The organism is Phyllobacterium sp. T2-21, from assembly GCF_055378485.1.
The window spans coordinates 3,486,337-3,509,648 of the sequence record NZ_AP027912.1 but is presented as its reverse complement, the minus strand read 5'-3'; the positions used below and the strand labels follow the sequence as shown (position 1 = coordinate 3,509,648).

Here is a 23,312-nt window from a genome sequence, read left to right as displayed (position 1 = left end):
TTTGTCGTTGAAAATGGAATGCAGCTGCAAATGTCGCCGCCGCTGGCAAGCCTCGCCCAAATCGGTCCCTCCAAAGTCGATTTAAAACGATTGAAAGCGATGATTTTATCAATTCAGGATGCGGGTCAATTATCAATAAGTCTGAAGAATACCTGATGTGAAGGTAAAAACCGGCGTTGAAGACAGACAATCCGGTTGCGCAGCTGTGCAAAATTTACCCCTCAATTATTACCCGGTTTTCACGAACCCCGCTTGACGCCTTCTTGAGAAAATGGAATAAATATTTCAGAAACTGGATGCGACGGTTTTTATATTCCGTATGACAAGTCCAGAAAAGTTTGCGCGACGTTTCGCGCACTCTAGGGGCAGAGGCATCGCTGGCAGCAGGGGTTGCGTGGCTACGATGCCGACGTTCGCGGAGCTTCCGGATCAGGACGGTGTGGCCGGGCACCATGTGGAGGAGACGAAATGAAAAAACTGATATTGAGCGTGGCTGTTGCAGCCTTGATGAGCACGTCGGCATTGGCCGCCAATATTGGCGTGTCGATGGCGCAGTTCGACGACAACTTCCTGACGGTCCTGCGCAATGGCATGCAGGATTATGCCAAGACGCTGGATGGCGTGAAGCTGCAGGTGGAAGACGCGCAGAACGACGTTGCCAAGCAGCAAAGCCAGATCCAGAACTTTATCGCCTCGAAGGTCGATGCCATCATCGTCAACGCGGTGGATACGGACGCGACGGCCGCCATGTCGAAGCTGGCGACCGCAGCGGGCATTCCGCTGGTCTACGTCAACCGCGAGCCGGTCAACGTCAACGAACTGCCGGCAAAGCAGGCCTTTGTTGCATCCAACGAAGTCGAGTCCGGCACGCTGGAAACCAAGGAAGTCTGCAAGCTCCTGAAGGGCAAGGGCAAAGTCGTTGTCATGATGGGCGAGCTGTCCAACCAGGCGGCGCGCCAGCGCACGAAGGACATTCACGACGTGATCGCCACGGATGAATGCAAGGGCCTTACCATCGTCGAGGAGCAGACCGCCAACTGGTCGCGCACCCAGGGTGCCGACCTCATGACCAACTGGCTTTCCGCCGGTCTGGAATTCGATGCCGTCATTTCCAACAATGACGAAATGGCCATCGGCGCGATCCAGGCCCTCAAGGCCGCCGGACGCAAGATGGACACGGTTGTCGTGGCCGGTGTCGACGCGACGCAGGATGCGCTCGCTGCCATGGCTGCCGGTGATCTCCGCGTGACCGTGTTCCAGAATGCCGCCGGTCAGGGCAAGGGTGCGGTCGACGCCGCATTGAAGCTGTCGAAGGGCGAAAAGGTTGAGACCAAGGTCTATATTCCTTTCGAGCTGGTGACGCCGGACAATCTGTCGAAGTACCAGTCCAAGAACTAAGGCACCGCGCCTTGCACAGGAACGCGCCTCCGGGCGCGTTCCAGCCTTTGCTCAATGTCTCGGGAGGAGACGACTATGGCAGTCAGCCCAACAACGATGGCTGCGGTTCGCGCCAGTGGTGCGGTGCCGAACGCCGAATATCTGTTGAATGTTGAGAATATCCGCAAGGAATTTCCCGGTGTCCTGGCGCTGGACGATGTGTCGTTCCGCCTGAAGCGCGGGACAGTGCACGCGCTGATGGGCGAAAACGGCGCCGGCAAATCCACGCTGATGAAGATCCTGGCTGGAATATATGTTCCAGATCAGGGCGAAGTTTTCCTGAAGGGGCTGCCGATCCGGCTGAAATCGCCGCTCGATGCGCTGGAGAACGGCATTGCCATGATCCATCAGGAACTGAACCTGATGCCTTTCATGACGGTGGCCGAAAATATCTGGATCCGGCGCGAGCCGAAGAACATGTTCGGCTTTGTCGATCACGGCAAGATGTTCGCGATGACCGCCGAGCTGTTCAAGCGGCTGAACATCGCGCTTGACCCGGAAGCGCAGGTGCGGGACCTGAGCGTCGCCAACCGGCAGATGGTCGAGATCGCCAAGGCGGTCTCCTACGAATCCGATGTGCTGATCATGGATGAGCCGACCTCGGCGCTGACCGAGCGCGAGGTGGCGCATCTGTTCGAGATCATCCGCAGCCTGCGCAGCCAGGGCATCGGCATTGTCTACATCACCCACAAGATGAACGAGCTGTTCGAGATCGCCGATGAATTCTCGGTGTTCCGCGATGGCCGTTATATCGGCACGCATGCGTCCACCGACGTGACGCGCGACGACATCATCAAGATGATGGTCGGGCGCGAGATCACCCAGATGTTTCCGAAAGAGACCGTGCCGATCGGCGATGTCGTCCTCTCGGTGAAAGACCTCGCGCTGAAGAATGTGTTCAGCGGCGTTTCCTTCGATGTGCGGGCCGGTGAAATTCTCGGCATTGCCGGGCTGGTCGGGTCGGGCCGCTCCAATGTCGCCGAAACCATATTCGGCGTGACGCCCGCCACGACGGGCTCAATGGCCATCAATGGCAAGCCGGTTGCCATCGCCTCGCCGAACCAGGCGATCCAGCATGGCATGGCCTTCATCACCGAAGACCGCAAGGAAACCGGCTGCCTGCTCATTCTCGATGTGCTGGAGAACATGCAGATCGCCGTGCTGCAGGACCGGTTCGTCAAATTCGGCTTTGTTTCGGAAAAGGGCATTGCCGCGGCCTGCAAGGTGATGAGCGACAAGCTGCGGGTCAAGACGCCCAATCTGCAGGAGCGGGTCGAAAATCTTTCCGGCGGCAATCAGCAGAAGGTGCTGATCGGCCGCTGGCTGCTGACCAATCCGAAAATTCTCATTCTCGATGAACCGACGCGCGGCATCGATGTCGGCGCCAAGGCGGAAATCCACCGCCTTGTCTCCGAACTCGCCAAGCAGGGTGTCGCCGTCATCATGATCTCGTCGGAAATGCCTGAGGTTCTCGGCATGAGCGACCGCATCATGGTGATGCACGAGGGCCGCGTCACCGGTTTCCTGGATCGGGAAGAGGCAACCCAGGTAAAAGTCATGGAGCTGGCTTCCAAGTGAAGCCGCTGCCGGACGGGGAGGAACAACAATGACAAGCGAACAAGCAACCGCAAAGGCAGCCGCACCGGCGGTCTCGAAGCAGGGGCGCCGGCTGCCGCCGGAGGTCAGCATCCTCCTGGTCCTGATCGGCATTGCCCTGATCTATGAAGTGCTCGGCTGGATTTTCGTCGGGCAGAGCTTTCTGATGAACCAGCAGCGCCTGACCATCATCATCCTGCAGGTGTCCGTCATCGGCATTATCGCTGTTGGCGTGACGCAGGTCATCATCACCGGCGGCATCGATCTGTCATCGGGCTCCGTTGTCGGTATGACGGCGATGATTGCCGCGAGTTTCGCGCAGGCCTCGACCTGGGCAAGGCCTGTTTATCCCAGCCTGACGGACCTGCCTTTCATCATTCCGCTGGCCATCGGTCTCGGTATCGGCCTGATCGCCGGTATCATCAATGGCGCGCTGATCGCACAGACCAAGATTCCGCCGTTCATCGCGACGCTTGGCATGATGGTGTCGGCACGTGGCGTCGCCAAGTGGTACACCAAGGGCTCGCCGGTTTCAGGGCTGACCGACCAGTTCAATTTCATCGGCACGGGCATCTGGCCGGTGGTGGTGTTCCTGGTCGTGGCGTTCATTTTCCATATCGCGCTGCGTTATACGCGCTACGGTAAATTCACCTATGCCATCGGCGCCAATGTTCAGGCGGCGCGCGTCTCCGGCATCAATGTCGAGCGGCACCTGATCAAGGTCTATGCCATCGCCGGCGTGCTGGCCGGTCTTGCGGGTATCGTCACCGCGGCTCGCGCCCAGACGGCGCAGTCGGGCATGGGCGTAACCTATGAGCTGGATGCGATTGCGGCTGCCGTCATCGGCGGTACCTCGCTGACCGGCGGCGTCGGGCGCATCACCGGCACGGTTATCGGCGCCATCATTCTCGGCGTGATGATTTCCGGGTTCACCTTCCTGCGGGTCGATGCCTATTACCAGGAAATCATCAAGGGCGTGATTATCGTTGCGGCTGTCGTCGTGGACGTCTATCGCCAGAAGAAGAGAAAAGTCTGAAACCAATCTGTAATGCCCGGAACCCATCCGGGCATCTTTCCAAGAGGTAATGAAATGACTGTACGCTTTGGCCTGCTCGGTGCGGGCCGTATCGGCAAGGTTCACGCAAAGGCCGTGATGTCCAACCCGCAGGCGAAACTTGTTGCGGTGGCGGATGCGTTCGAACAGGCCGCGAAGGACCTCTCCAGCTCCTATGGCTGTGAAATCCGCACCATCGATGAGATCGAAAAGGCCGGTGATATCGATGCGGTCATCATCTGCACGCCGACCGATACGCATGCGGACCTGATCGAGCGCTTTGCCCGCGCCGGCAAGGCGATCTTCTGCGAAAAGCCGATTGATCTCAATGTGAAGCGCGTCGAGGAATGCCTTGCCGTCGTCGATGAAACCAAGGCCACCCTGATGGTCGGTTTCAACCGCCGCTTCGATCCGCATTTTGCCGCCGTGCGCAAAGCGATCGACGATGGTGCCATCGGTGCGGTCGAAATGGTGACGATCACCTCACGTGATCCGGGTGCACCCCCAGCCGAATACATCACCCGTTCCGGCGGCATTTTCCGCGACATGACGATCCATGATTTCGACATGGCGCGCTTCCTGCTGGGCGAAGACCCGGTGGCGGTGACCGCCCATGCTTCGGTTCTGGTGGACAAGAAGATCGGTGAGCTCGGCGATTACGACAGCGTCAGCGTCATTCTCTCCACCGCCTCCGGCAAGCAGTGCGTCATCTCCAATTCGCGCCGCGCGACTTATGGCTATGACCAGCGCATCGAAGTGCATGGCTCCAAGGGCATGGTGGCGGCGGAGAACCAGCGTCCGGTGTCGATCGAAGTCGCCAATGGCAACGGTTATACCCGTCCGCCGCTGCATGATTTCTTCATGACCCGCTACACGGAAGCCTATGCCAACGAGATAGCCGCTTTCATTGACGCGATTGCAACGGGCGCCAAGGCCGCTCCCAGCGGCAAGGATGGCTTGATCGCGCTGGCGCTGGCCGATGCCGCCTTGCGGTCGGTCAAGGAAGGCAAGACGATCAGCCTTTGAGTTTTCAATGAAAAACGCCCTGCCGGTGCGTCACCGGCAGGGCGGTTATATGCAGGGTGGTCGTGCGTGGTTCGACAAGCTCACCATGAGGGAGAGCGAGGATTGCAGGGCGCACTATTCTGCAACCTATCAGGTTGGCATTGCAGCCAAACCACCTCCCTCATGGTGAGCTTGTCGAACCACGCACCGCAAACCCGCAATCCACAGGGTGAAGAGGGAAATCCCCCTTACCGCACATCCACCCAGCGCTGTTCACTGAATGACCGGGCCATGGCGTGCACGGTGCGCTCGATCTCCAAACCGTCCTCAAATCCGATCAGATGCGCTGCCTCACCATCGATGCGCTTGATCAGTTCATGGCACTCGATGATCTTGAGGTCGTTGAAGCCGAGACCGTGGCCGGGAGCCGGGATGAAGCGGCCATAGGGATCGTGATGCGGCGCGGTCAGGATCGTCCGGTAGCCCTGTTCCGTCGGCCGGTCTGCGGTGAGGTAGAGCTGGAATTCATTGGCGCGTTCCTGATCGAACAGGATCGAGCCTTTCGAGCCGAAAATCTGCAGGGCAATACGTCCCTTGCGGCCCCAGGCGGAACGGTTGACCTGCAGCGTGCCGGCCACGCCGTTTTCCATATGCAGGAGCACACTGGCGCTGTCATAGGTTTCAACCGCCTTCATGCCGCCGTCCTGCGTCTTGCGTTCGGCATAGGGTTTTGACATGTCGCACATGACCCGGGTGACCCGGCCAAACAGCGCCCAGAGCAGCGACAGGGGATGCACGGCAAAGTCGTCGAGCGCGCCATAACCTGACGTTGCAGCATGCTTCCAGTAGAACAGCGCGTCGGGATCGGCCATGAAATCCTCGTCCATCTCGATGCGCAGATGATTGACGTCGCCGATGATCTTTTCCGCCAGCAGCTGGCGGATATGGCGGATGGCCGGACCCTGGATGTAATTATAACCGAGCGCCGCAACCTTGCCGGACTGTTTTGCCGCAGCGGTCATGGCCTTGGCGTCGTCGAATGCCGGGGCCATGGGCTTTTCGCACCAGACGTGTTTGCCGGCCTGAAGCGCGGCCAGCGCCATTTCCGGATGAAACTGGTTGGGCGTGGTGATGGAGACGACGTCGACATCGGGATCGTTGATCACGGCGCGCCAGTCGCCCGACGCCTTGGCAAAGCCGAATTCGGCGGCGCGCTGGCTGGCAAGCTCGGCATTGGCTTCGCCGAGATGCACGAGACGGACCGGAGGGACATCACCGAAAACCGCACGGACGGAATTCCAGGCCAGGGCATGGCATTTGCCCATGAACCCGGTTCCGATCAGCCCTACACCCAGTGTGCGCGCATTCCCACGACCCGACATGTCTTCACTCCCACGACATTTGAGGATGTCTGCATCTCTTGCAGATGTTGATTGAAGTAATCTATAACGGATGAAAATGGAATAACTGATCCGTTTTGCGGAATGGATTATTTTGGTAGTCTCGCCATCCGTATCGCAAAACCAAGGGGAACGATTCGCAATGGGCAGCACGGCCACAGAAGCAACTCTGCCGCAGGACTTCGATGCCTTGCGCACGCTGATCCTGGATCGCCGCCAGCTCCTGCCCAAGCGGCTGGCACAGATCGCGGCCTATGCCCTCGGCAATCCCGATGAAATCGCCTTCGGCACGGCGGCAAGCATTGCCCAGTCGGCCGGCGTGCAGCCCTCCACGCTTATCCGCTTTGCCCAGCATCTGGGTTTTGACGGGTTTACCAGCCTGCAATCGGTGTTCCGCGAACGCCTGCGGGAACGGCAGGGCTCGTATGAAGAACGGCTGTCGGGCCTGCGCGGCGATACGCCGGGCCTTTCGAAGAACCGCGTCATTCTCAATGGGTTCCTGTCGGCGGCCAGCCAATCCATCCAGACCATTTCCCGCAGTGCCGAGGAGGATGTGCTGGAGCGCGCGGTGGAAATTCTGGCGCATGCGGACACGATCTATCTCATCGCCCGCCGCCGGTCCTATCCGATCTCCGCCTATATGGCCTATGCCTTCGGCAAACTGAAAATCCGCAATCAGCTGATTGAATCGACGGCCGGTATCGACCCGGAAATCCTTTCCTTTGCCCGGCCGCAGGATGCGGCGATTGCCATCAGCTTTTCGCCCTATGCCTCGGCAACGGTCGAGCATGCGGCAGCGCTGGCAGCGCGCGGCGTGCCTGTCGTTGCGATCACCGACAGCGCGTTTTCCCCGCTGGCGCAATCCGCCAGCGTGTGGTTCGAGGCGGCGGAAGGCGACTTTTCCGGATTCCGGTCTCTCTCCGGGACAATGGCGCTCGCCATGGCGTTGACTGTGAGCGTGGCGGAACGACGCCGCAGCCTGTAACAGCGCCAAATGAAATGCGGGAAATCTAAAAAGAATATACATTCCATATTGACGATTTGATAGAATTATTATTTCATATGCAAAAATTCCCGGCCTGTTTTCAGCGGGATGGATCAGCATATCGGGAGGATCGTCATGGGCAGCGCTGCAACAGGCAAAAAGCTTGATGTCATCACAATTGGCCGCTCGTCGGTGGATCTCTACGGCCAGCAGATCGGCTCCCGCCTCGAGGATATCGCGTCCTTCGCCAAATCCGTCGGCGGCTGCCCGGCCAATATCGCCATCGGCACGGCTCGTCTCGGATTGCGCTCGGCACTTCTGAGCCGCGTCGGCGACGAGCAGATGGGCCGTTTCATCCGCGAGCAGATGCTGCGCGAAGGCGTGGCCGTCGATGGTGTCATCACCGATGCGGAACGGCTGTCGGCGCTGGTCATCCTGTCGGTCGAGAACGACAAGAGCTTTCCGCTGATTTTCTACCGCGAGAACTGCGCCGACATGGCGCTGCATGAGGACGACGTCGATCCGGAGTTCATCCGCTCGGCCCGCGCCGTGGTGGTGACGGGCACGCATTTTTCCAAGCCCAACACCGATGCCGCCCAGCGCAAGGCGATCCGCCTGATCAAGGAGGCGGGCGGCAAGGTCGTGTTCGACATCGACTACCGGCCGAACCTTTGGGGACTTGCCGGTCACGGGGCGGGCGACAGCCGCTATATCGCCTCCGATGCCGTATCGAGCCATTTGAAGACGGTGCTGGCCGACTGCGACCTGATCGTCGGTACGGAAGAGGAAGTGCTGATCGCCTCCGGCGAGGCTGATCTGCTTGCGGCATTGAAGACCATCCGCGCGCTTTCCGCCCATGCCACCATCGTGCTCAAGCGCGGCCCGATGGGCTGCATCGTCTATGAAGGCGCCATTTCGGATGATCTTGAGGACGGGATTGTCGGCAAGGGATTTCCCATCGAGGTGTTCAACGTGCTGGGCGCGGGCGACGCCTTCATGTCCGGTTTCCTGCGCGGCTGGCTCGGCGGCGAAAGCCTCGCCACGGCGGCGACCTGGGCCAATGCCTGCGGCGCCTTTGCGGTGTCACGTCTCCTGTGCTCGCCGGAAATCCCGACATTCGAAGAGCTGCAGTTCTTCCTTGAACACGGCAGCCCGCAGCATGCCCTGCGCAAGGACGAGGCGATCAATCATGTGCACTGGGCAACCACGCGCCGCCATGACATCCCTTCGATGATGGCCTTTGCCATTGACCATCGCGTGCAGCTCGAGGACCTTTCCCAGAGGCTTGGCGCGGATATCGGCCGGGTGCAGGCATTCAAGGAACTGGCCGTCAAGGCCGCCGCACGGGTTGCGGATGGCCGCAGCGGTTATGGTATGCTGCTCGATGAAAAGTTCGGGCGCGAGGCGATGTTCGAATTTGCCCGGCACAATTTCGACTGGCTTGGCCGCCCGGTCGAACTGCCGGGCTCGCGCCCGCTGCGGTTTGAATTCTCGCAGGATATCGGGTCGCAGCTGGCGGAATGGCCGGTGGATCATTGCATCAAATGCCTGTGCTTCTATCATCCGGACGATCCGGCTGAACTGAAGGCGGAACAGCAGGCCAAGCTGCGCGCCCTGTTCGAGGCGGCGCGCAAGGTCGGACGCGAACTGCTGATCGAGATCATTGCCGGAAAGCACGGGGTGCTCGACGACATGACCATTCCGCGGGCGCTGGAAGAACTCTACGCGCTTGGCATCAAGCCGGACTGGTGGAAGCTGGAACCGCAGGCTTCGGCCGCCGCATGGAAGAAGATCGAGGCGGTGATCGAAAAGAACGATCCGTGGTGCCGAGGTGTCGTCCTCCTCGGGCTGGAAGCGCCGCAGGATGAGCTGGAAGCAGCCTTCGCTGCCACCGCCAATGCGCCTGTCGTCAAAGGCTTTGCCGTCGGGCGGACGATTTTCATGGACGCCGCCGAACAATGGCTGGCGGGAAAGATATCCGATGAGGCTGCCATTGCCGATATGGCCGACCGTTTCGAAAAATTGACCAGGGCATGGCTTGCCAGCCGCAAGCAACAAGCGGCATAGCATCAGGCCGGGAGGAGATTGACATGACCAAGACGATACGCCTGACGATGGCGCAGGCATTGACGCGTTTCCTTGCCAGCCAGATGACCGTGATCGATGGCCGGAAGGTGCCGGTGTTTGCCGGTGTCTGGGCGATTTTCGGCCACGGCAACGTGGCCGGTCTCGGCGAGGCGCTGTATCAGGTGCGCGACGAACTGCCGACCTACCGCGCCCACAATGAGCAGGCCATGGCGCATGCGGCCATCGCCTTCGCCAAGGCCAGCTTCCGCCAGCGCATGATGGCGGTGACGAGTTCCGTCGGACCGGGCGCGACCAATATGGTGACCGCGGCAGCGCTTGCCCATGTCAACCGCCTGCCGCTGCTGCTTTTGCCCGGCGATGTGTTTGCCAACCGTATTCCCGATCCGGTTCTGCAGCAGGTGGAAAGTTTTGGTGACGGCACGGTTTCGGCCAATGATTGCTTCCGTCCCGTCTCGCGCTATTTCGACCGGATCACCCGGCCCGAACAGATCATCCCGGCACTCGCCCGCACCATGGCGGTGCTGACCGATCCGGCAGAGTGCGGTCCGGTGACGCTGGCGCTGTGCCAGGATGTGCAGGCGGAAGCCTATGACTATCCGGAAAGTTTTTTCGACGAGCGCGTGTGGACGACGCGCCGCCCGCGCCCGGACCGCGAGGAATTGGCTGCCGCCGTCGCATTGCTCAAATCCGCGAAAAAGCCGCTGGTCATTGCCGGCGGCGGCGTCATCTATTCGCAGGCATCGAACGAACTGACAGCCTTCGTGGAAGCGGCGGGTATTCCCGTCTGCGAAACGCAGGGCGGCAAGTCCTCCCTGCCTGACAATCATCCCCTGAACATGGCGGCCATCGGCGTGACCGGTACATCGGCTGCCAACCGTCTGGCGGAAGAGGCGGATGTCATTCTGGCCGTCGGCACGCGCCTGCAGGATTTCACCACCGGTTCCTGGGCGCTGTTTCGCAATGGCGGCAAGAAATTCATCGGCCTCAACGTGCAGGCTTTCGATGCGGGCAAGCACCGCGCAGCGGCTCTCGTTGCCGATGCGCGGGAAGGGCTGCTGGAACTGGCTGCCGCGACCGCCGGTTACAAGGCGCCCGTGAGCTGGACCGAAAATGCCAAACAGGGCAAGGCCGAGTGGCAGAAGGCCGCCGCCGAAGTTACCGGACCGACCAATGCGGTCCTGCCGTCGGATGCGCAGGTGATCGGCGCCGTGCAGCGGACCATGGGCAGCGCGGCGACCGTCCTGCATGCGGCGGGCGGGTTGCCGGGTGAAATGCACAAGCTGTGGCAGGCGGGCGCACCGGGCTCCTATCACGCCGAATACGGCTTCTCCTGCATGGGCTACGAGATCGCGGGCGGCCTCGGGGCAAAGATGGCCAAGCCGGATGACGAGGTGGTCGTGATGATCGGCGACGGCTCCTATCTGATGCTGAATTCGGAGATCGCCACCTCGGTAATGCTGGGTCAGAGGATCACTATTGTCCTGCTCGACAATCGCGGATTCGGCTGCATCAACCGGCTGCAGATGGGCACGGGCGGGGCGAACTTCAACAACCTCTTGAAAGACTCGCGCCACGAGGTTCTGCCTGACGTCGATTTTGCCGGCCATGCAAAAAGCCTTGGTGCCATTTCTGAGAAGGTTGCATCGATTGCGGAACTGGAATCTGCACTTGCACGCGCCAAACACAACGACCGGACCACGGTTGTCGTCATCGACACGGACCCGCTTGTTTCCACCGATGCCGGCGGCACCTGGTGGGATGTGGCTGTGCCCGAGGTCAGCCAGCGCCCGCAGGTCAATGCCGCGCGCAAATCCTATGAAGAGAAGCTGAAACTGCAGCGCGTCGGCGATTAACCCGGTTTGTAGATAAATAGTGCGTGGTTCGACAAGCTCACCATGAGGGACGTAGATGATGACAGGAAGTCATATTCTGCAATCTTTGCGATTGGTGCTGCAGTCAACCCACTTTCCTCATGGTGAGCTTGTCGAACCACGCACCCCGCACACAACAACTGAAGGAAGACAAGAATGATCCGTATCGGGGCGAACCCAATCGGCTGGTCCAATGACGACATGCTCGAAATCGGCGGCAATATCCCTCTGGAAACCTGTCTGGAACAGGCGAAGGCCGCCGGGTTCACCGGCATGGAGCTGGGCAACAAGTTTCCGCGCACGGCGGACAAGCTGCGCCCGATCCTCGATGCGTTCGGACATAGTCTTGTCAGCGGCTGGTACTCGACCGAGCTGCTGGTGCGTGACGTGGATGCCGAACTGAAGGCTGTTGTCGGCCATGCCACGCTGCTGAAGGACATGGGCTGCAAAGTCCTCATCGCGGCCGAGACGTCGAACGCCATTCACTCCAACAAGGATCTGCCGCTGTCGGCCCGTCGGGTTCTGGAAAAGTCGGCATGGGCTGAATTCGGCAAGCGTTACACCGCCTTTGCCGAAGCGGTGAAGCAGACCTATGGCCTGCAGGTGGTCTATCATCACCACATGGGCACCGTGGTGCAGACCGAATCCGAGATCGACCGGTTCATGCAGGTAACGGGCGACGCGGTGCATCTGCTGCTCGACACCGGCCATGCCACCTGGGGTGGCGGCGATCCGGCACGTCTCGCCCGCCACCATAAGGCGCGTATCAGCCATGTGCATTGCAAGGATATCCGCGAAGCCGTGATGTGGCAGTCCAACCGCGAAGACTGGTCCTTCCTCGATTCCGTCCTTGCCGGCGTTTACACGGTTCCCGGCGACGGCATGATCGACTATGTTCGTGTTCTCAAGGAACTCCAGGGCTATAGCGGCTGGGTGGTTGTCGAGGCAGAGCAGGACCCTGTGAAGGCTGATCCAGCCGTCTATTCCAAGCTTGGCCATGCCAATCTCAGCCGCTTCATCAAAGAGGCAGGATTGGTTTGACCAGCGATTCCAAGCATCCGTTCTTTCGTCCCCTGTGGCGGCGTATCGCCGTCGTGGCCTTCTGCGTGGCATGGGCCATTTTCGAGTTCGTCACGGGCACACCGTTCTGGGGGACGATAGCGCTTGGTTTCGCCGGTTATGGCGTCTGGCAGTTTTTCATCGCTTTTGACCCATCCGAACCGGTCAAGCCGGCGGATGCGGACGGGAAAGAGGAATAGAACCATGTCGAAATTGTTGCTCAAGGCGAAAACCGGCACCGGCCGCGTGGCGCATGTCACACCGGAAACCGCCGGCTGGACCTATGTCGGCTTCGACCTCAATCGCGCCACGCCGGGCCAGACCATTGCCGGCCGCAGCGGCGACACGGAAGTATGTCTTGTCTTCGTGACGGGCAAGGGATTTGCCCAAGTCAACGGCCACGATCTCGGTTTGCTGGGCGAGCGCATGTCGCCGTTCGAGGGCAAGCCGTGGTCGGTCTACATGCCCGCCAATTGCGACTGGTCGGTGGTGGCCGATACGGCTGTCGAACTTGCCGTCTGCTCGGCGCCAAGCCGTGGCGGCGATCTTCCGGTGCGCGTGATCGCGCCTGACGACCTTGGTCAGGAAACACGCGGCAAGGGCACCAACACGCGCTATGTCACCAACATCCTGCCGGAAAGCGAACCGGCGGATTCACTGCTCGTGGTCGAGGTGATCACGCCGGGCGGACACACGTCGAGCTATCCGCCGCACAAGCACGATCAGGACAACCTGCCGGCGGAATCCTATCTGGAGGAAACCTATTACCACCGGCTCAATCCGCGCCAAGGTTTTGCCTTCCAGCGGGTCTATACGGATGACCGGTCACTGGATGAGGCGATGGCGATCGAGGATGGTGATGTAGTCATGGTGCCCAAGGGCTATCATCCCTGCGCTGCCTGTCATGGCTATGACCTCTATTATCTCAATGTCATGGCTGGTCCCAAGCGCACGTGGAAATTCCACAACGCGCCCGAGCATGAATGGCTGATGAAGTAGGCTGGGATTGCAATATTATGGTGCGTGGTTCGACAAGCTCACCATGAGGGAGGTATGCGGGCTGCAAAGCTAAAGTGATAGGCAGTAGAATATGGCGTCCTGCAATCCTCAACACCCCTCATGGTGAGCTTGTCGAACCACGCACTGTCAGTCCTGCAGCGGCTACAATCTACCACCGCAGAATGAAGCGGCCGGCAATCGCGCCGATCAGGCCGGAGGAAATCACACCGAGCGTGTACCAGATGGCGATGAACGGCATGGCGCTTTCATCGCAGTGGAACGAGTAGATAAGCGCTGCAATCGATCCCGCCGCAAGGCCCGCCGCGATCCCGGCAACCGTGGGCCGCGTCGGCGCGAGGCCGCGCAGCACCCAGAAGGCGCCGAACAGCAGCGGCAGCGACAGCACCACGATGTTGAAGGTACAGACCGTAATCGTGTGCCCCTTCATCATGTTGGCGTAGTGATCGCGCGGCGACATGGCGAGCTGGGCGAAGGCAAGCATGCAGATGAGGGCGATGGCGACCGCCATCACGGCAAGGCTGATGCGGATGCTGCCAAGCGGGTAGGCAATGCGCTTGACCGCCCAGGCGCCGCCGACGGCAAGCGCGAGCGTATAGGTGAACTTGACCCAGAAGGCCATGGTCCCCGCCGCGGTCATCAGGTCCGGGCGCATGCCCAGCCACGACCACATGAGAACGGCGGAGGCGACCGAGCTGATGCCAAGGCCGATGCCGATCCGCCGCAGCACGGCTTTGCGCGATACCGGCTTCAATTCGCTGGCGAGACGCTCGATCAGATCATTTGTCGTCATCGGCTGCCTGTCCTCTCAACTTCGCGGCTATGGCTTTCAATCCCCTGTGAATGCTGACCTTCACGAGCGATTCGGAAAGGCCGGTGCTTCGGGCCGCTTCCGCGATCGACTGCCCTTCTATCTTGGTCCGGTAAATCAGATCCCGTGATTTTTCCGGTATGGTCTGCAACAGCCTGTCCACATCCATGCGGTCTGCGGCGGCGTCTGAATTGTCCTGCAGAAACAGGTCTTCCACATCGTCCAGCGGCACGGTTGCCCGGATGCGGTTGCGCCGGAAATGATCGATCAGCTTGTAGCGCGCAATCGCATGCAGCCACGCGGTGAAGGGCCGATCCGGCTCATAGGTCTGCCGCCGCGTGTGCAGGGCGAGCAGTGTTTCCTGCACCAGATCGTCCGCGTCGCCCCGGTGGGCATCGGCCAGACGGCGCAGAAAGTACCGGCGCAAAAGCTTGGCCACCTCATCGAGCAGCACACGATAGCTCTGCGCGTCGCCCGCAAGGCTTGCGAGCATCAGTTCCTTCAAACGCGCTTCGACCGAATGCACCCTGGTTCATTCCTTTATTCGCAGCAGCGGCGAAAAGGTTACAGATGCGCCGATCATATCGACAGCGGTTACCGCATGCCAGTGGCCGCTGGCCGAACTTTTCGATCACCAATCCGTGATCGGTGTAACCAAATTCCAGCTTCCGGCGAATTGCCTGATGTGACCGGCCGACAGGTCCGGATCACGCCACGGAAATCAGGAGGCCGTTATGGGGTCGCGCAAAAATATCGGATATGTGTCTGCAGTGTCTGTGATTGCAGGATTGCTGAGCCTTGGCGCCAGCACCGCCTTTGCCGGCAATGGCAAGCCGTTGACTGTCGTTGAACTCTTCACCAGTCAGGGCTGCTCGTCCTGCCCGCCTGCCAATGCCAATCTGATCGAGATCAGCAAGCGGCCGGATGTTCTGGCCCTCAGCTTCGGCGTAACCTATTGGGACCGGCTCGGCTGGAAGGATATCTTCGCCGCGCCTGAATATACGGACCGGCAGGTTACCTATGAAACCCCGCTTGGCCGCGACGGGCCGTTTACCCCGCAGATGGTCGTCAATGGCCGCGCGGATGTCGTCGGCAACCGTATCGGCGAGATCGACCACCTGATCGCCACGGCGCCAAAGCCCGATCCCTTGTCCGTGACGATTACCGGCAATTCCCTCGCCATCGCTGCAGGGAAGGCACCGGCGAGCGGTGCCGATATCTGGCTGGTGACCTATGATGACAAGACCGTCAACGTTCCCGTCAGCCGGGGCGAAAATACCGGCCACACGCTGCCGCACAAGAACGTGGTTCACAGCCTTTCCAATCTTGGAAGCTGGGACGGCAAGGCGGTCAACCTACGCATTTCTCCGGCCAAGCCCGGCCTGCGCACGGCGGTCCTGATCCAGGCGCCGCATGGCGGGCCGATCCTGGCCGCCGCCACCAACTGAATTCCGCGGCTGCGGACAAAGAATTCCTGGCATGAACAGCTGTGAGACACGCAGCGCGATGCCCAGGAAGTGTGGATGACCGCATGGCATCCGAAACTCAACGGCACGCAGATACGTGTCTTATTCAAATCGAGGAGACCACCATGAACATTCTAGCACGCCACATTGCTCTGTCGGCTTTCGTTCTCGCTTCCGGACTGGCCGGCATCAACAGCGCCCTTGCGGAAGATGCCATGAAGGCAGACCCTATGAAGATGAGCAGCATGAAGGCTGACTGCATGAAAAAGGCCGGCATGGAGAAAGACTCCATGAAGAAGGATGCCATGACCAAGGAATGCGACAAGCAGGCCATGGCCAAGGATGCGATGAAGCCCGATGCCATGAAGAAAGACGCGATGAAGCCGGACGCCATGGCACCGAAAAAGAACTAAAATCCCTCCGGTGCCGTCTCCCTGACGGGACGGCACCGGATCCATTGCCCGACAGCCAAGGATAGCATCATGACGAGCGTAACTGATCATGAAACGGCACGGCCCAGGAAAATCCTGTTCTACCGGCATTCGATTGCCGTGCGGCTGACCCACTGGCTCAATGTCCTGTGCCTCAGCTTCCTCCTGATGAGCGGTTTGCAAATCTTCAACGCCCATCCCGATCTCTATTGGGGACAGTACGGCGCCGATGCCGACCATTCCTTCATCTCGATCGGTGCCGTCAGCGATGGCGACACGATCAAGGGCATCACCCGCGTCGGTTCGATTTCCATCCCGACGACAGGGGTTCTCGGCGCATCGACGGTCGAGGGCGAGCTGACGCCGCGCGCCTTTCCAAGCTGGATCACCATTCCGGGTTATCAGGATCTTGCATCCGGGCGGCGCTGGCATTTCTTTTTTGCCTGGTTCTTTGTCATCAACGGCTTCGTCTACCTGCTGTACGGCCTGATCGCCGGACATTTCCGCAGGGATATCGTGCCGACGAAGGACCAGTTGACGCCGCAGCATCTGGCGCATGAGATTGGCGAACATGCCCGCCTGCGCTTTCCCAAGGGCGAAGAGGCGCGGCGCTACAACAGCCTGCAGAAACTGACCTATATGGCGGTCATTTTCATCCTTCTGCCGCTGATGGTGCTGACCGGCCTTACCATGTCGCCGGGCTTCGATTCCATCTTCCCGTGGCTGCTCGATGTTTTCGGCGGACGCCAGTCGGCGCGCACCATTCACTTCATCACCGCATCGCTGCTCGTCGCCTTTGTCATCGTGCATCTGGTGATGGTGCTGGTATCCGGCGTCTGGAACAATCTGCGCTCGATGATCACCGGCTATTACGGCCTGACGGTCGAGACCGACAAGGAAACAGTGAAATGAAGTTCGAACTCTCACGCCGCCGTTTTCTCATCGGCTCCAGCGTTGCCGCGACCGGGCTTTTGACCGGGTGCGACGCTCTGGTGGAAAATGCCAGCGTCAACAATATTCTGCAGAAGGCCGAAGCCTTGACCATGGGCTCCCAGCGTCTCCTGCAGGCGCACGAACCATTGGCGCGCGAATTCACCGAGGCGGACCTGTCACCCACATTCAAGGCCAACGGCACGCAGATGCCGGACAGCGAAGACTATGCGAGGCTGATGGAGGGCAATTTCGCCGACTGGCGGCTGGTGGTCAACGGCATGGTCCGCACCCCGCTCAGCCTGTCGCTAACTGATCTGAAGGCGATGCCGTCACGCACGCAGATCACCCGGCATGATTGCGTTGAAGGCTGGAGCGCCATCGGCAAGTGGACCGGCGTTCCCCTCGGCCTTGTCCTGCAGAAGGCGGGCCTTGCCCCCGGCGCGCGCTATGCGGTGTTCTATTGTGCCGATGAGTACGAGAAATCACTGGATGGCAGCGGCCAGTATTACGAGAGCGTCGATCTCATCGATGCCTTCCATCCGCAGACCATCCTGTCCTACAGCATGAACGGCAAAGACCTTGAGGTGGCGCACGGTGCGCCCCTGCGGCTGCGTGTTGAACGGCAACTGGGTTACAAGCATGCCAAATATCTCATGCGGATTGAACTGGTTGACAATTTCAGGGGCCTGTGGGGCGGGAAGGGCGGTTTCTGGGAAGATCGCGGCTATGAATGGTATGCGGGTATCTGAGCGGTCTGACCGAGTTCAGGCAGCGGCGATGACCTCGATTTCGACGAGCCAGGCTTCGGACAATGTCTGGGCGGCAATGGTTGTCGTGGGGATGGTGCGGCCACCCAGCGCCGCCACCCGCGCATTCTGGTTGGCTTCGGCAAAGGCGGGATCGCGCAGGTAGCTCGTCGTCCTGACGATATTGTCGACCGTCATCCCGGCGCTCGCAAGGATGGCCCGGATGTTGTTCCAGACAAGATCGAGCTGTTCGGCCAGGGTCGTGCCGGCTACACCGTTCTGGTCGAGGCCCATGGTGCCGCTGATGTAGAGGAAGCGTTCCGGCTGCTGCACTTCCAATGCATGGAGATAGTCGGGTGTTGCCGGATAAACGCCGTTGCGGGGATTGCGCGGGATCAGTTTCATGATCTCAGTTCCTTTCGTGGCACGTTGCGGGATGTCTTGGGCCGATGAGCCCCGGATTGCCGGTCGCTGTCGCTGGGGATGCGCAGCACGCCGGGAGGCAAGGCGGGTTCCTCGCTCTTCGACGGACCGGGGAAAAACTATCATGGCCGCACCTCTTCGGAAATGGGCTGTTCCATTGAAAGTGCTGACGGGTACCCTCACATCCGTGGTAGAACACAAGGCGGAGAAGACCGGAGGAAAACACCATGGACATGAACGCCACATCTGCCGATGCCTTGGTGCCGACCCTCCATCGTCTGCGAACCGCATGGCTGGCGCACCGGCCCGATTACGCCCAGCGCCAGGACGATCTGAAACGCTTGCGTGCAGGGCTGAAGGACCGGCTCGAACCGATGGTCAAGGCGATCAGTGCGGATTTCGGCCATCGTTCACGTCATGAAAGCATGCTGGGCGAAGGCATGACCGTCTTTGGCGAGATCGACCACATGCTTGCGCATCTGAAATCCTGGATGAAGCCGCAGCGCCGTTCGGCCGGCTGGCACATGTGGCCGGCCCGGGCGGAAGTGCGCTATGTGCCGCTTGGGGTTGTGGGTGTCATCGCCCCGTGGAACTATCCGGTCAACCTGGCGCTGACGCCGCTTGCCACCGCCATCGCTGCCGGCAACCATGTTTACCTCAAACCGTCCGAACACACGCCGCGCACCAGCGAGTTCTTGCGGGAACTGCTCGCCGATGTCTTTCCGCCGGACCGCGTTGCCGTGGCGCTGGGCGGCGCCGATGTTGGCGGGGCATTTGCCGGTCTGCCCTTCGATCACCTGCTGTTCACCGGCTCCACCGCCGTCGGCCGCAAGGTCATGGCATCGGCCGCCCCGAACCTGACGCCCGTCACCCTGGAACTCGGCGGAAAATCACCCGTATTCATTGGCGCGGACGCGCCCTTGGCCAAGGCGGTGACGCGCATTGTCACCGGCAAGCTCTACAATGCCGGCCAGACCTGCATCGCGCCGGACTACGCGCTGGTGCCGGAGGCGCGGCGCGATGAATTTGTCGAGGCCGTGCGGGCGGAGGTCAAGTCCCGCTATGCGCAGCTCGATGCCAATCCCGACTACACCCATATCGTCAATGACGGGCAGTATCGCCGCCTGCGCGGCCTGCTTGACGATGCGCGGGCACGCGGGCTTGACGTGATGACGCTGGTGGAGCCGAAAGATGCGGCACGGGCAGAAACCGAGCGCCTGCTGCCGCCGACGCTGGTGCTCGATCCGGGCGATGACAGCAAGATCATGCAGGAGGAAATCTTCGGGCCGATCCTGCCGGTCAAGACCTATCGCAGCGCCGATGAGGCCATTGGTTACATCAACGGGCATGACCGGCCGCTGGCATTCTACTGTTTCAGCAATGACAAGGCGGAAACGGAAAAAATGCTGGCGAACATTGTGGCCGGCGGCGTCTGCGTGAACGAAACGCTGTTCCACAATGTCTGCAACGATCTGCCGTTCGGCGGCGTCGGGGCCAGCGGCATGGGCCATTATCACGGCCGCGAAGGCTTTCTGACCTTCGGCAAGATCATGCCGGTCCTGCATCAGGCCAGGATGCCGCTGACCGACCGGATCAAGCCGCCTTACAGGGGATTGGCAAACATAGTGGTCAGGCTCTTCGCACGCTGAAACTCACGGGAATGGCAGTGTCGATGTCTTTCAGTACCGGTGCTGGCTTCAAGGGTTCGCGGCGGTCGCTTCGCTCAGGCGTTTCCTCGGCCCGAAGATCAGGAAGCTGATCACTGCCAGAACCCAGACGCCGGCACCGCCATAGAGCATGATCAGGCCAAAACCGTGGATCAGGGCATCATGGACGAGCATTCCGGCCGGGTCCAGAGCCGTGAGTTCCGGAAAGGTCTGCGGGAGGCTCGCAAAGTTTCCGGCGGCGATTTTTTCCGCCAGCAGGCGCAACCGGGATGGGTCGAACGACCCGGCAAAGGCGCTTCTCAGATAAGACAGCGTGCCCTCCAGCAGGATAAAGCCCATCAGCGCGATATTGATGGCGAGCGTGATCAGCCGGGCGCTCATATCGATGCCTGAGGCCATACCGGCGCGGGTGCTCGAGACCGAACCGGTGGTCGTGTTGGTGACGGGCGTATTGGTCAAACCCAGCCCGATTCCCGCCAGCAGGCAGCCCGGCAGCATGGTCAGCCAGCTTGCGTGGTCAACGCTGCTGCCAACGCGCATCAGCATGAAGCCGAGGCCGATGGTGAACAGCCCAAGCGGAATGACGATGCCGGGCCGGTAGCGCAGCGAAAGGCGCTCCGCCAATGGCGGGGTGACCAAAGTAGGCAGCGTATAGGCCAGCAGCGACAGTCCCGCCGCGACAATATCGTAGCCGAGGCCGCTCTGAAAATAGATCGGCAGGTAGATCATCAGCGGCCAGAAGCTGAAATTCATGCCGATGGAGCCGAGGATAGCCCCAGAAAAGTTGCGGATGCGGAAGACGGAAAAGTCGAACATGGGATGGGGGCTGCGGTTTTCCGCGACGATGAAGGCGATGAAACTCGCCGCCGATGCGCCGATGATGGCCAAAGCGGTGATGCTGGTAAAGCCGAGATCGGGGCCCTGCGTGATGAAATAGGTGAGCCCGAAAACCGCCAGCGACAGGGTGGTGATGCCGAGGACATCCAGTTTTTTCGCTTCGGGATCACTGGATTCCTCGATGCTGCCGAAGACGAGAATCAATGTGAGGATGGTGAGGGGGACGTGGACCAGGAACACCCATTCCCAGCTCGTCAGCGCAACGATGATGCCGCCGATGATCGGCCCGAAACCGAGGCCGATGCCGAAGACAATCCCCCATATGCCGAAGGCCTTGCTGCGCTCGCGCCCCGCCTGAAACTGATGTGACAGAATGGCAATCTGGCAGATCAGCATCGCGCCGGCGGCAATGCCCTGGAGAAAGCGGCTGACGATCAGAATGGCGGCATCCTGCGCCAGCCCGCACACGAAGGACGTGATGGCAAACAGCACGAGGCTGATGACGAAGATGCGCTTGCGGCCATAGCGGTCAGCCAGGGTGCCGACCGCCATCAGCACGGTGGTGCAGGCAATGGTATAGGCGTTCATGATCCACTGCATGTCCTTCAGGGTGCCATGCAGGACCTTTTCCAGGGTTGGCAGAATCACCGGCACGCTCGAAATTTCGAGGCCGAACATGAGGGACGACAAACATATGGCAGCCAGCGCCACCATATTCTTGCGGGACGAGGAGAGCGACATGGATGGTTCTTTCCAAGGTTGCATCTGGCAATGGAACGCACCTTCGCCGGCACGCGTGCGGTGTCGGTGAGTTCCGGGCCAAGTCGGGACGAAAAAGCACCGGACCGGCGGAATGACCGGTCCGATGTTCGCCGAAGCGGGTAATGCATGCACCTTAGGTCAGTTCGTATCATGACAAAAATGATTTAATTTACTGGAATAAATTAGCAATTGTCATTAATCTGCTGGCATGGATTTCGACCCCACACTGTTACGCGCCTTCGTGGCTGTCAAAGAGGCGGGAAGCTTTACCCGGGCGGCCCGACGGCTGAACCTGACGCAATCGGCCGTCAGCCATCAGATCCGGCGGCTGGAGGAGCAGGTTGGCCGGTCGCTGCTCTACCGCACGACGCGCAGTGTCAGGCTGACGGAAGATGGCGACGATTTCCTGCGCTATGCCTGCCAGATCCTGCATTCGCTCGATGCCTTGACCCGCCGCTTTCAAGCATCGCCGGTGTCCGGCATCGTCCGCTTCGGCGTTCCGGAGAATTTCATCGGGGACCGGCTGCCGACATTGCTGTGCCAGTTTGCCCGCACCAATCCGGAGGTTCAGCTGGACGTGAATGTCAGCATGAGTCTCGATCTCCATGCGATGGTCAGGGCCTGCGAACTCGATCTGGCAGTCGTGCTGACATTGCCGGAAGCGGCCAACGGCAAAGTTCTCAAGCAGACGCAGTTCGTCTGGGTGGCGGCCGAAACGTTCAAAGTGCCGCCGGGCACGTCATTGCCTTTCGCCTTCATCCCGGCTCCATGCCTCAACCGCAAGGTCGGCGTCGAAGCGCTGGACCGGACGTCGATCGATTGGCACGTCGTCTTCACGTCGGCGAGCATGCAGGGCATTCGCGCGGCCGTGCTGTCGGGGCTGGCAATGACCGTGATGACCCGGGATGACCTTGAACCGGGAATGAAGATCCTTGACGGCCAGTATGGCTTGCCGCCGCTGCCGACGGCGGTTTTCAGCCTGATCTGGAGCGAAGAGGGGCAGACGCCCGCCACCCGGGAATTCGGTCAGCTCGTCGTCGACATGCCGGAACAGGCGGCCGCGGCAAAACTGGTCAGGATCGGCTAAGGCCGTACACGCCTGCGTTTATTTTGCTGCCATCAGACCGGCGGCAATGATAAGCAGCCCGCCAGCGCCGCCTTCGACGATTCTCCGGCGCCGGTCGCTGAAACCGCCGCGTCCGGTCAATCGCCCGATGACCAGACTGAGAATCACATAGACGATGGCGCACCAGAGGACAAAGACAGCCGACAGGGCCGCCGCCTGCAGCGCAATGTCGTTGCTCGGCCGGATGAACTGCGGCAGGATCGCAAAATAGATCATCATACCCTTGGGATTGAGAAAGGCCGTGAGGAAGCCGCGCTGGAGCTGCCGCCTCGCCGGTCTGGCGGCGACGGTCACCCGTCCGGCCTGCAATGCCGATGCGATGAGCTTGCAGGCGAGATACAGGAGATAGGCGATGCCGATCCAGCGCAGCGCTTCAAACAGCAGCGGCGACGCCGCCACGATGGCTGCGAGGCCGAGGGCGACGAGGGTAGAGTGGACGAGATAGCCAAGGCACACGCCGGCTGTCGCGCGCAGGCCCGCGGCGCGTCCGCCGGCAATCGCCTGCGATGCAACGAACAGCATGTCCGGTCCCGGTGTACAGATCAGCGGCAGTACGGTCGCTGTAAACAGCAATAGCGTGTGTATTTCCATGATTGGA

General features: G+C 60.5%; 23 protein-coding genes. 17 read left to right on the top strand and 6 right to left on the bottom strand.

All coding sequences use genetic code 11. From position 1 onward, the window contains the following. Positions 1-18: 18 nt before the first annotated feature. From ACZ5FP_RS17420 to iolG, 5 genes are all read left to right on the top strand, one after another. Positions 19-156 carry a hypothetical protein gene (locus ACZ5FP_RS17420; RefSeq protein WP_464661406.1) on the top strand — a complete coding sequence of 46 codons (138 nt, stop codon included), beginning with the start codon at positions 19-21 and terminating at the stop codon, positions 154-156. Between the two features lie 312 nt (positions 157-468). Then, positions 469-1,398, top strand: a complete 930-nt coding sequence (locus tag ACZ5FP_RS17415) for a sugar ABC transporter substrate-binding protein (protein ID WP_223612491.1) — start codon at positions 469-471, stop codon at positions 1,396-1,398. Positions 1,399-1,473: 75 nt separating this feature from the next. Then, positions 1,474-3,015, top strand: coding sequence for a sugar ABC transporter ATP-binding protein (locus tag ACZ5FP_RS17410; protein WP_464661405.1), 1,542 nt, complete (start codon positions 1,474-1,476; stop codon positions 3,013-3,015). 28 nt (positions 3,016-3,043) lie between these two features. Next, a complete protein-coding gene (locus ACZ5FP_RS17405; protein ID WP_346307380.1) occupies positions 3,044-4,069 on the top strand; it encodes an ABC transporter permease in 1,026 nt (341 codons plus the stop codon). 54 nt (positions 4,070-4,123) lie between these two features. Next, positions 4,124-5,113, top strand: a complete 990-nt coding sequence (gene iolG, locus ACZ5FP_RS17400; RefSeq protein ID WP_464661404.1) for an inositol 2-dehydrogenase — start codon at positions 4,124-4,126, stop codon at positions 5,111-5,113. 227 nt (positions 5,114-5,340) lie between these two features. Here the strand turns inward: iolG and ACZ5FP_RS17395 are convergent, their stop codons facing one another. After that, positions 5,341-6,474 (bottom strand): Gfo/Idh/MocA family protein, encoded by a 1,134-nt coding sequence (locus tag ACZ5FP_RS17395; protein WP_464661403.1) that lies wholly within the window; start codon positions 6,472-6,474, stop codon positions 5,341-5,343. Positions 6,475-6,634: 160 nt separating this feature from the next. On the opposite strand from ACZ5FP_RS17395, the gene ACZ5FP_RS17390 reads away from it, so the two are divergent. From ACZ5FP_RS17390 to iolB, 6 genes are all read left to right on the top strand, one after another. Continuing rightward, a complete protein-coding gene (locus ACZ5FP_RS17390) occupies positions 6,635-7,477 on the top strand; it encodes a MurR/RpiR family transcriptional regulator (RefSeq protein WP_223612496.1) in 843 nt (280 codons plus the stop codon). Positions 7,478-7,612: 135 nt separating this feature from the next. Next, entirely contained in the window at positions 7,613-9,544 is a 1,932-nt protein-coding gene (locus ACZ5FP_RS17385) for a bifunctional 5-dehydro-2-deoxygluconokinase/5-dehydro-2-deoxyphosphogluconate aldolase (protein ID WP_464661402.1), read from the top strand. Between the two features lie 23 nt (positions 9,545-9,567). Next, entirely contained in the window at positions 9,568-11,418 is a 1,851-nt protein-coding gene (gene iolD / locus ACZ5FP_RS17380) for a 3D-(3,5/4)-trihydroxycyclohexane-1,2-dione acylhydrolase (decyclizing) (protein ID WP_464661401.1), read from the top strand. Between the two features lie 174 nt (positions 11,419-11,592). Then, entirely contained in the window at positions 11,593-12,477 is an 885-nt protein-coding gene (iolE, locus tag ACZ5FP_RS17375) for a myo-inosose-2 dehydratase (protein ID WP_464661400.1), read from the top strand. Then, positions 12,474-12,695 (top strand): DUF3329 domain-containing protein, encoded by a 222-nt coding sequence (locus tag ACZ5FP_RS17370; protein WP_464661399.1) that lies wholly within the window; start codon positions 12,474-12,476, stop codon positions 12,693-12,695. Before iolE ends, ACZ5FP_RS17370 begins: the two co-directional genes overlap by 4 nt. Before the next feature lie 4 nt (positions 12,696-12,699). Beyond that, positions 12,700-13,494, top strand: coding sequence for a 5-deoxy-glucuronate isomerase (iolB, locus tag ACZ5FP_RS17365; protein ID WP_464661398.1), 795 nt, complete (start codon positions 12,700-12,702; stop codon positions 13,492-13,494). A gap of 169 nt (positions 13,495-13,663) precedes the next feature. On the opposite strand, the gene ACZ5FP_RS17360 is transcribed toward iolB, so the two are convergent. Together ACZ5FP_RS17360 and ACZ5FP_RS17355 are read right to left on the bottom strand one after the other, a co-directional pair. Beyond that, positions 13,664-14,305: an NrsF family protein gene (locus ACZ5FP_RS17360; protein ID WP_464661397.1), complete on the bottom strand. Its 642-nt coding sequence runs from the start codon at positions 14,303-14,305 to the stop codon at positions 13,664-13,666. Beyond that, the gene (locus ACZ5FP_RS17355) at positions 14,292-14,849 is read right to left on the bottom strand and encodes a sigma-70 family RNA polymerase sigma factor (RefSeq protein ID WP_223612503.1); all 558 of its coding nucleotides are present in this window, start codon (positions 14,847-14,849) and stop codon (positions 14,292-14,294) included. Before ACZ5FP_RS17355 ends, ACZ5FP_RS17360 begins: the two co-directional genes overlap by 14 nt. Positions 14,850-15,057: 208 nt before the next feature. Here ACZ5FP_RS17355 and ACZ5FP_RS17350 point away from each other — a divergent pair, with 208 nt between their 5' ends. The 4 genes from ACZ5FP_RS17350 to ACZ5FP_RS17335 all read left to right on the top strand — a co-directional run bounded on the left by ACZ5FP_RS17350 (position 15,058) and on the right by ACZ5FP_RS17335 (position 17,902). Then, positions 15,058-15,771: a DUF1223 domain-containing protein gene (locus ACZ5FP_RS17350; protein ID WP_464661396.1), complete on the top strand. Its 714-nt coding sequence runs from the start codon at positions 15,058-15,060 to the stop codon at positions 15,769-15,771. A gap of 143 nt (positions 15,772-15,914) precedes the next feature. Next, positions 15,915-16,202, top strand: a complete 288-nt coding sequence (locus ACZ5FP_RS17345; RefSeq protein ID WP_464661395.1) for a pentapeptide MXKDX repeat protein — start codon at positions 15,915-15,917, stop codon at positions 16,200-16,202. Positions 16,203-16,271: 69 nt separating this feature from the next. Further along, positions 16,272-17,132 carry a cytochrome b/b6 domain-containing protein gene (locus ACZ5FP_RS17340; protein ID WP_346307678.1) on the top strand — a complete coding sequence of 287 codons (861 nt, stop codon included), beginning with the start codon at positions 16,272-16,274 and terminating at the stop codon, positions 17,130-17,132. After that, entirely contained in the window at positions 17,129-17,902 is a 774-nt protein-coding gene (locus ACZ5FP_RS17335; RefSeq protein WP_464661394.1) for a molybdopterin-binding protein, read from the top strand. Before ACZ5FP_RS17340 ends, ACZ5FP_RS17335 begins: the two co-directional genes overlap by 4 nt. A gap of 15 nt (positions 17,903-17,917) precedes the next feature. Here the strand turns inward: ACZ5FP_RS17335 and ACZ5FP_RS17330 are convergent, their stop codons facing one another. Then, positions 17,918-18,304, bottom strand: coding sequence for a RidA family protein (locus tag ACZ5FP_RS17330; RefSeq protein WP_223612508.1), 387 nt, complete (start codon positions 18,302-18,304; stop codon positions 17,918-17,920). A gap of 245 nt (positions 18,305-18,549) precedes the next feature. Here ACZ5FP_RS17330 and ACZ5FP_RS17325 point away from each other — a divergent pair, with 245 nt between their 5' ends. After that, a complete protein-coding gene (locus ACZ5FP_RS17325) occupies positions 18,550-19,971 on the top strand; it encodes a coniferyl aldehyde dehydrogenase (RefSeq protein ID WP_464661393.1) in 1,422 nt (473 codons plus the stop codon). 48 nt (positions 19,972-20,019) lie between these two features. On the opposite strand, the gene ACZ5FP_RS17320 is transcribed toward ACZ5FP_RS17325, so the two are convergent. Next, complete coding sequence (locus tag ACZ5FP_RS17320) at positions 20,020-21,567, bottom strand: MFS transporter (protein ID WP_464661392.1); 1,548 nt, start codon at positions 21,565-21,567, stop codon at positions 20,020-20,022. Positions 21,568-21,796: 229 nt separating this feature from the next. Between ACZ5FP_RS17320 and ACZ5FP_RS17315 the strand changes: the two genes are divergently transcribed. Next, on the top strand, positions 21,797-22,675 hold the full coding sequence (locus ACZ5FP_RS17315) for a LysR family transcriptional regulator (protein ID WP_464661391.1): 879 nt from the start codon (positions 21,797-21,799) through the stop codon (positions 22,673-22,675). Positions 22,676-22,693: 18 nt separating this feature from the next. Here the strand turns inward: ACZ5FP_RS17315 and ACZ5FP_RS17310 are convergent, their stop codons facing one another. After that, entirely contained in the window at positions 22,694-23,305 is a 612-nt protein-coding gene (locus tag ACZ5FP_RS17310) for a LysE family translocator (RefSeq protein ID WP_464661390.1), read from the bottom strand. Positions 23,306-23,312: the final 7 nt, after the last annotated feature.

What these genes read in the sequence shown, in the direction of transcription:
- ACZ5FP_RS17420 (WP_464661406.1), top strand. Translation starts at nt 19, where the DNA reads ATGCAGCTGCAAATGTCGCCGCCGCTGGCAAGCCTCGCCCAAATCGGT.
- ACZ5FP_RS17415 (WP_223612491.1), top strand. Translation starts at nt 469, where the DNA reads ATGAAAAAACTGATATTGAGCGTGGCTGTTGCAGCCTTGATGAGCACG.
- ACZ5FP_RS17410 (WP_464661405.1), top strand. Translation starts at nt 1,474, where the DNA reads ATGGCAGTCAGCCCAACAACGATGGCTGCGGTTCGCGCCAGTGGTGCG.
- ACZ5FP_RS17405 (WP_346307380.1), top strand. Translation starts at nt 3,044, where the DNA reads ATGACAAGCGAACAAGCAACCGCAAAGGCAGCCGCACCGGCGGTCTCG.
- iolG (WP_464661404.1), top strand. Translation starts at nt 4,124, where the DNA reads ATGACTGTACGCTTTGGCCTGCTCGGTGCGGGCCGTATCGGCAAGGTT.
- ACZ5FP_RS17395 (WP_464661403.1), bottom strand. Translation starts at nt 6,474, where the DNA reads ATGTCGGGTCGTGGGAATGCGCGCACACTGGGTGTAGGGCTGATCGGA.
- ACZ5FP_RS17390 (WP_223612496.1), top strand. Translation starts at nt 6,635, where the DNA reads ATGGGCAGCACGGCCACAGAAGCAACTCTGCCGCAGGACTTCGATGCC.
- ACZ5FP_RS17385 (WP_464661402.1), top strand. Translation starts at nt 7,613, where the DNA reads ATGGGCAGCGCTGCAACAGGCAAAAAGCTTGATGTCATCACAATTGGC.
- iolD (WP_464661401.1), top strand. Translation starts at nt 9,568, where the DNA reads ATGACCAAGACGATACGCCTGACGATGGCGCAGGCATTGACGCGTTTC.
- iolE (WP_464661400.1), top strand. Translation starts at nt 11,593, where the DNA reads ATGATCCGTATCGGGGCGAACCCAATCGGCTGGTCCAATGACGACATG.
- iolB (WP_464661398.1), top strand. Translation starts at nt 12,700, where the DNA reads ATGTCGAAATTGTTGCTCAAGGCGAAAACCGGCACCGGCCGCGTGGCG.
- ACZ5FP_RS17360 (WP_464661397.1), bottom strand. Translation starts at nt 14,305, where the DNA reads ATGACGACAAATGATCTGATCGAGCGTCTCGCCAGCGAATTGAAGCCG.
- ACZ5FP_RS17350 (WP_464661396.1), top strand. Translation starts at nt 15,058, where the DNA reads ATGGGGTCGCGCAAAAATATCGGATATGTGTCTGCAGTGTCTGTGATT.
- ACZ5FP_RS17345 (WP_464661395.1), top strand. Translation starts at nt 15,915, where the DNA reads ATGAACATTCTAGCACGCCACATTGCTCTGTCGGCTTTCGTTCTCGCT.
- ACZ5FP_RS17340 (WP_346307678.1), top strand. Translation starts at nt 16,272, where the DNA reads ATGACGAGCGTAACTGATCATGAAACGGCACGGCCCAGGAAAATCCTG.
- ACZ5FP_RS17335 (WP_464661394.1), top strand. Translation starts at nt 17,129, where the DNA reads ATGAAGTTCGAACTCTCACGCCGCCGTTTTCTCATCGGCTCCAGCGTT.
- ACZ5FP_RS17330 (WP_223612508.1), bottom strand. Translation starts at nt 18,304, where the DNA reads ATGAAACTGATCCCGCGCAATCCCCGCAACGGCGTTTATCCGGCAACA.
- ACZ5FP_RS17325 (WP_464661393.1), top strand. Translation starts at nt 18,550, where the DNA reads ATGGACATGAACGCCACATCTGCCGATGCCTTGGTGCCGACCCTCCAT.
- ACZ5FP_RS17320 (WP_464661392.1), bottom strand. Translation starts at nt 21,567, where the DNA reads ATGTCGCTCTCCTCGTCCCGCAAGAATATGGTGGCGCTGGCTGCCATA.
- ACZ5FP_RS17315 (WP_464661391.1), top strand. Translation starts at nt 21,797, where the DNA reads ATGGATTTCGACCCCACACTGTTACGCGCCTTCGTGGCTGTCAAAGAG.
- ACZ5FP_RS17310 (WP_464661390.1), bottom strand. Translation starts at nt 23,305, where the DNA reads ATGGAAATACACACGCTATTGCTGTTTACAGCGACCGTACTGCCGCTG.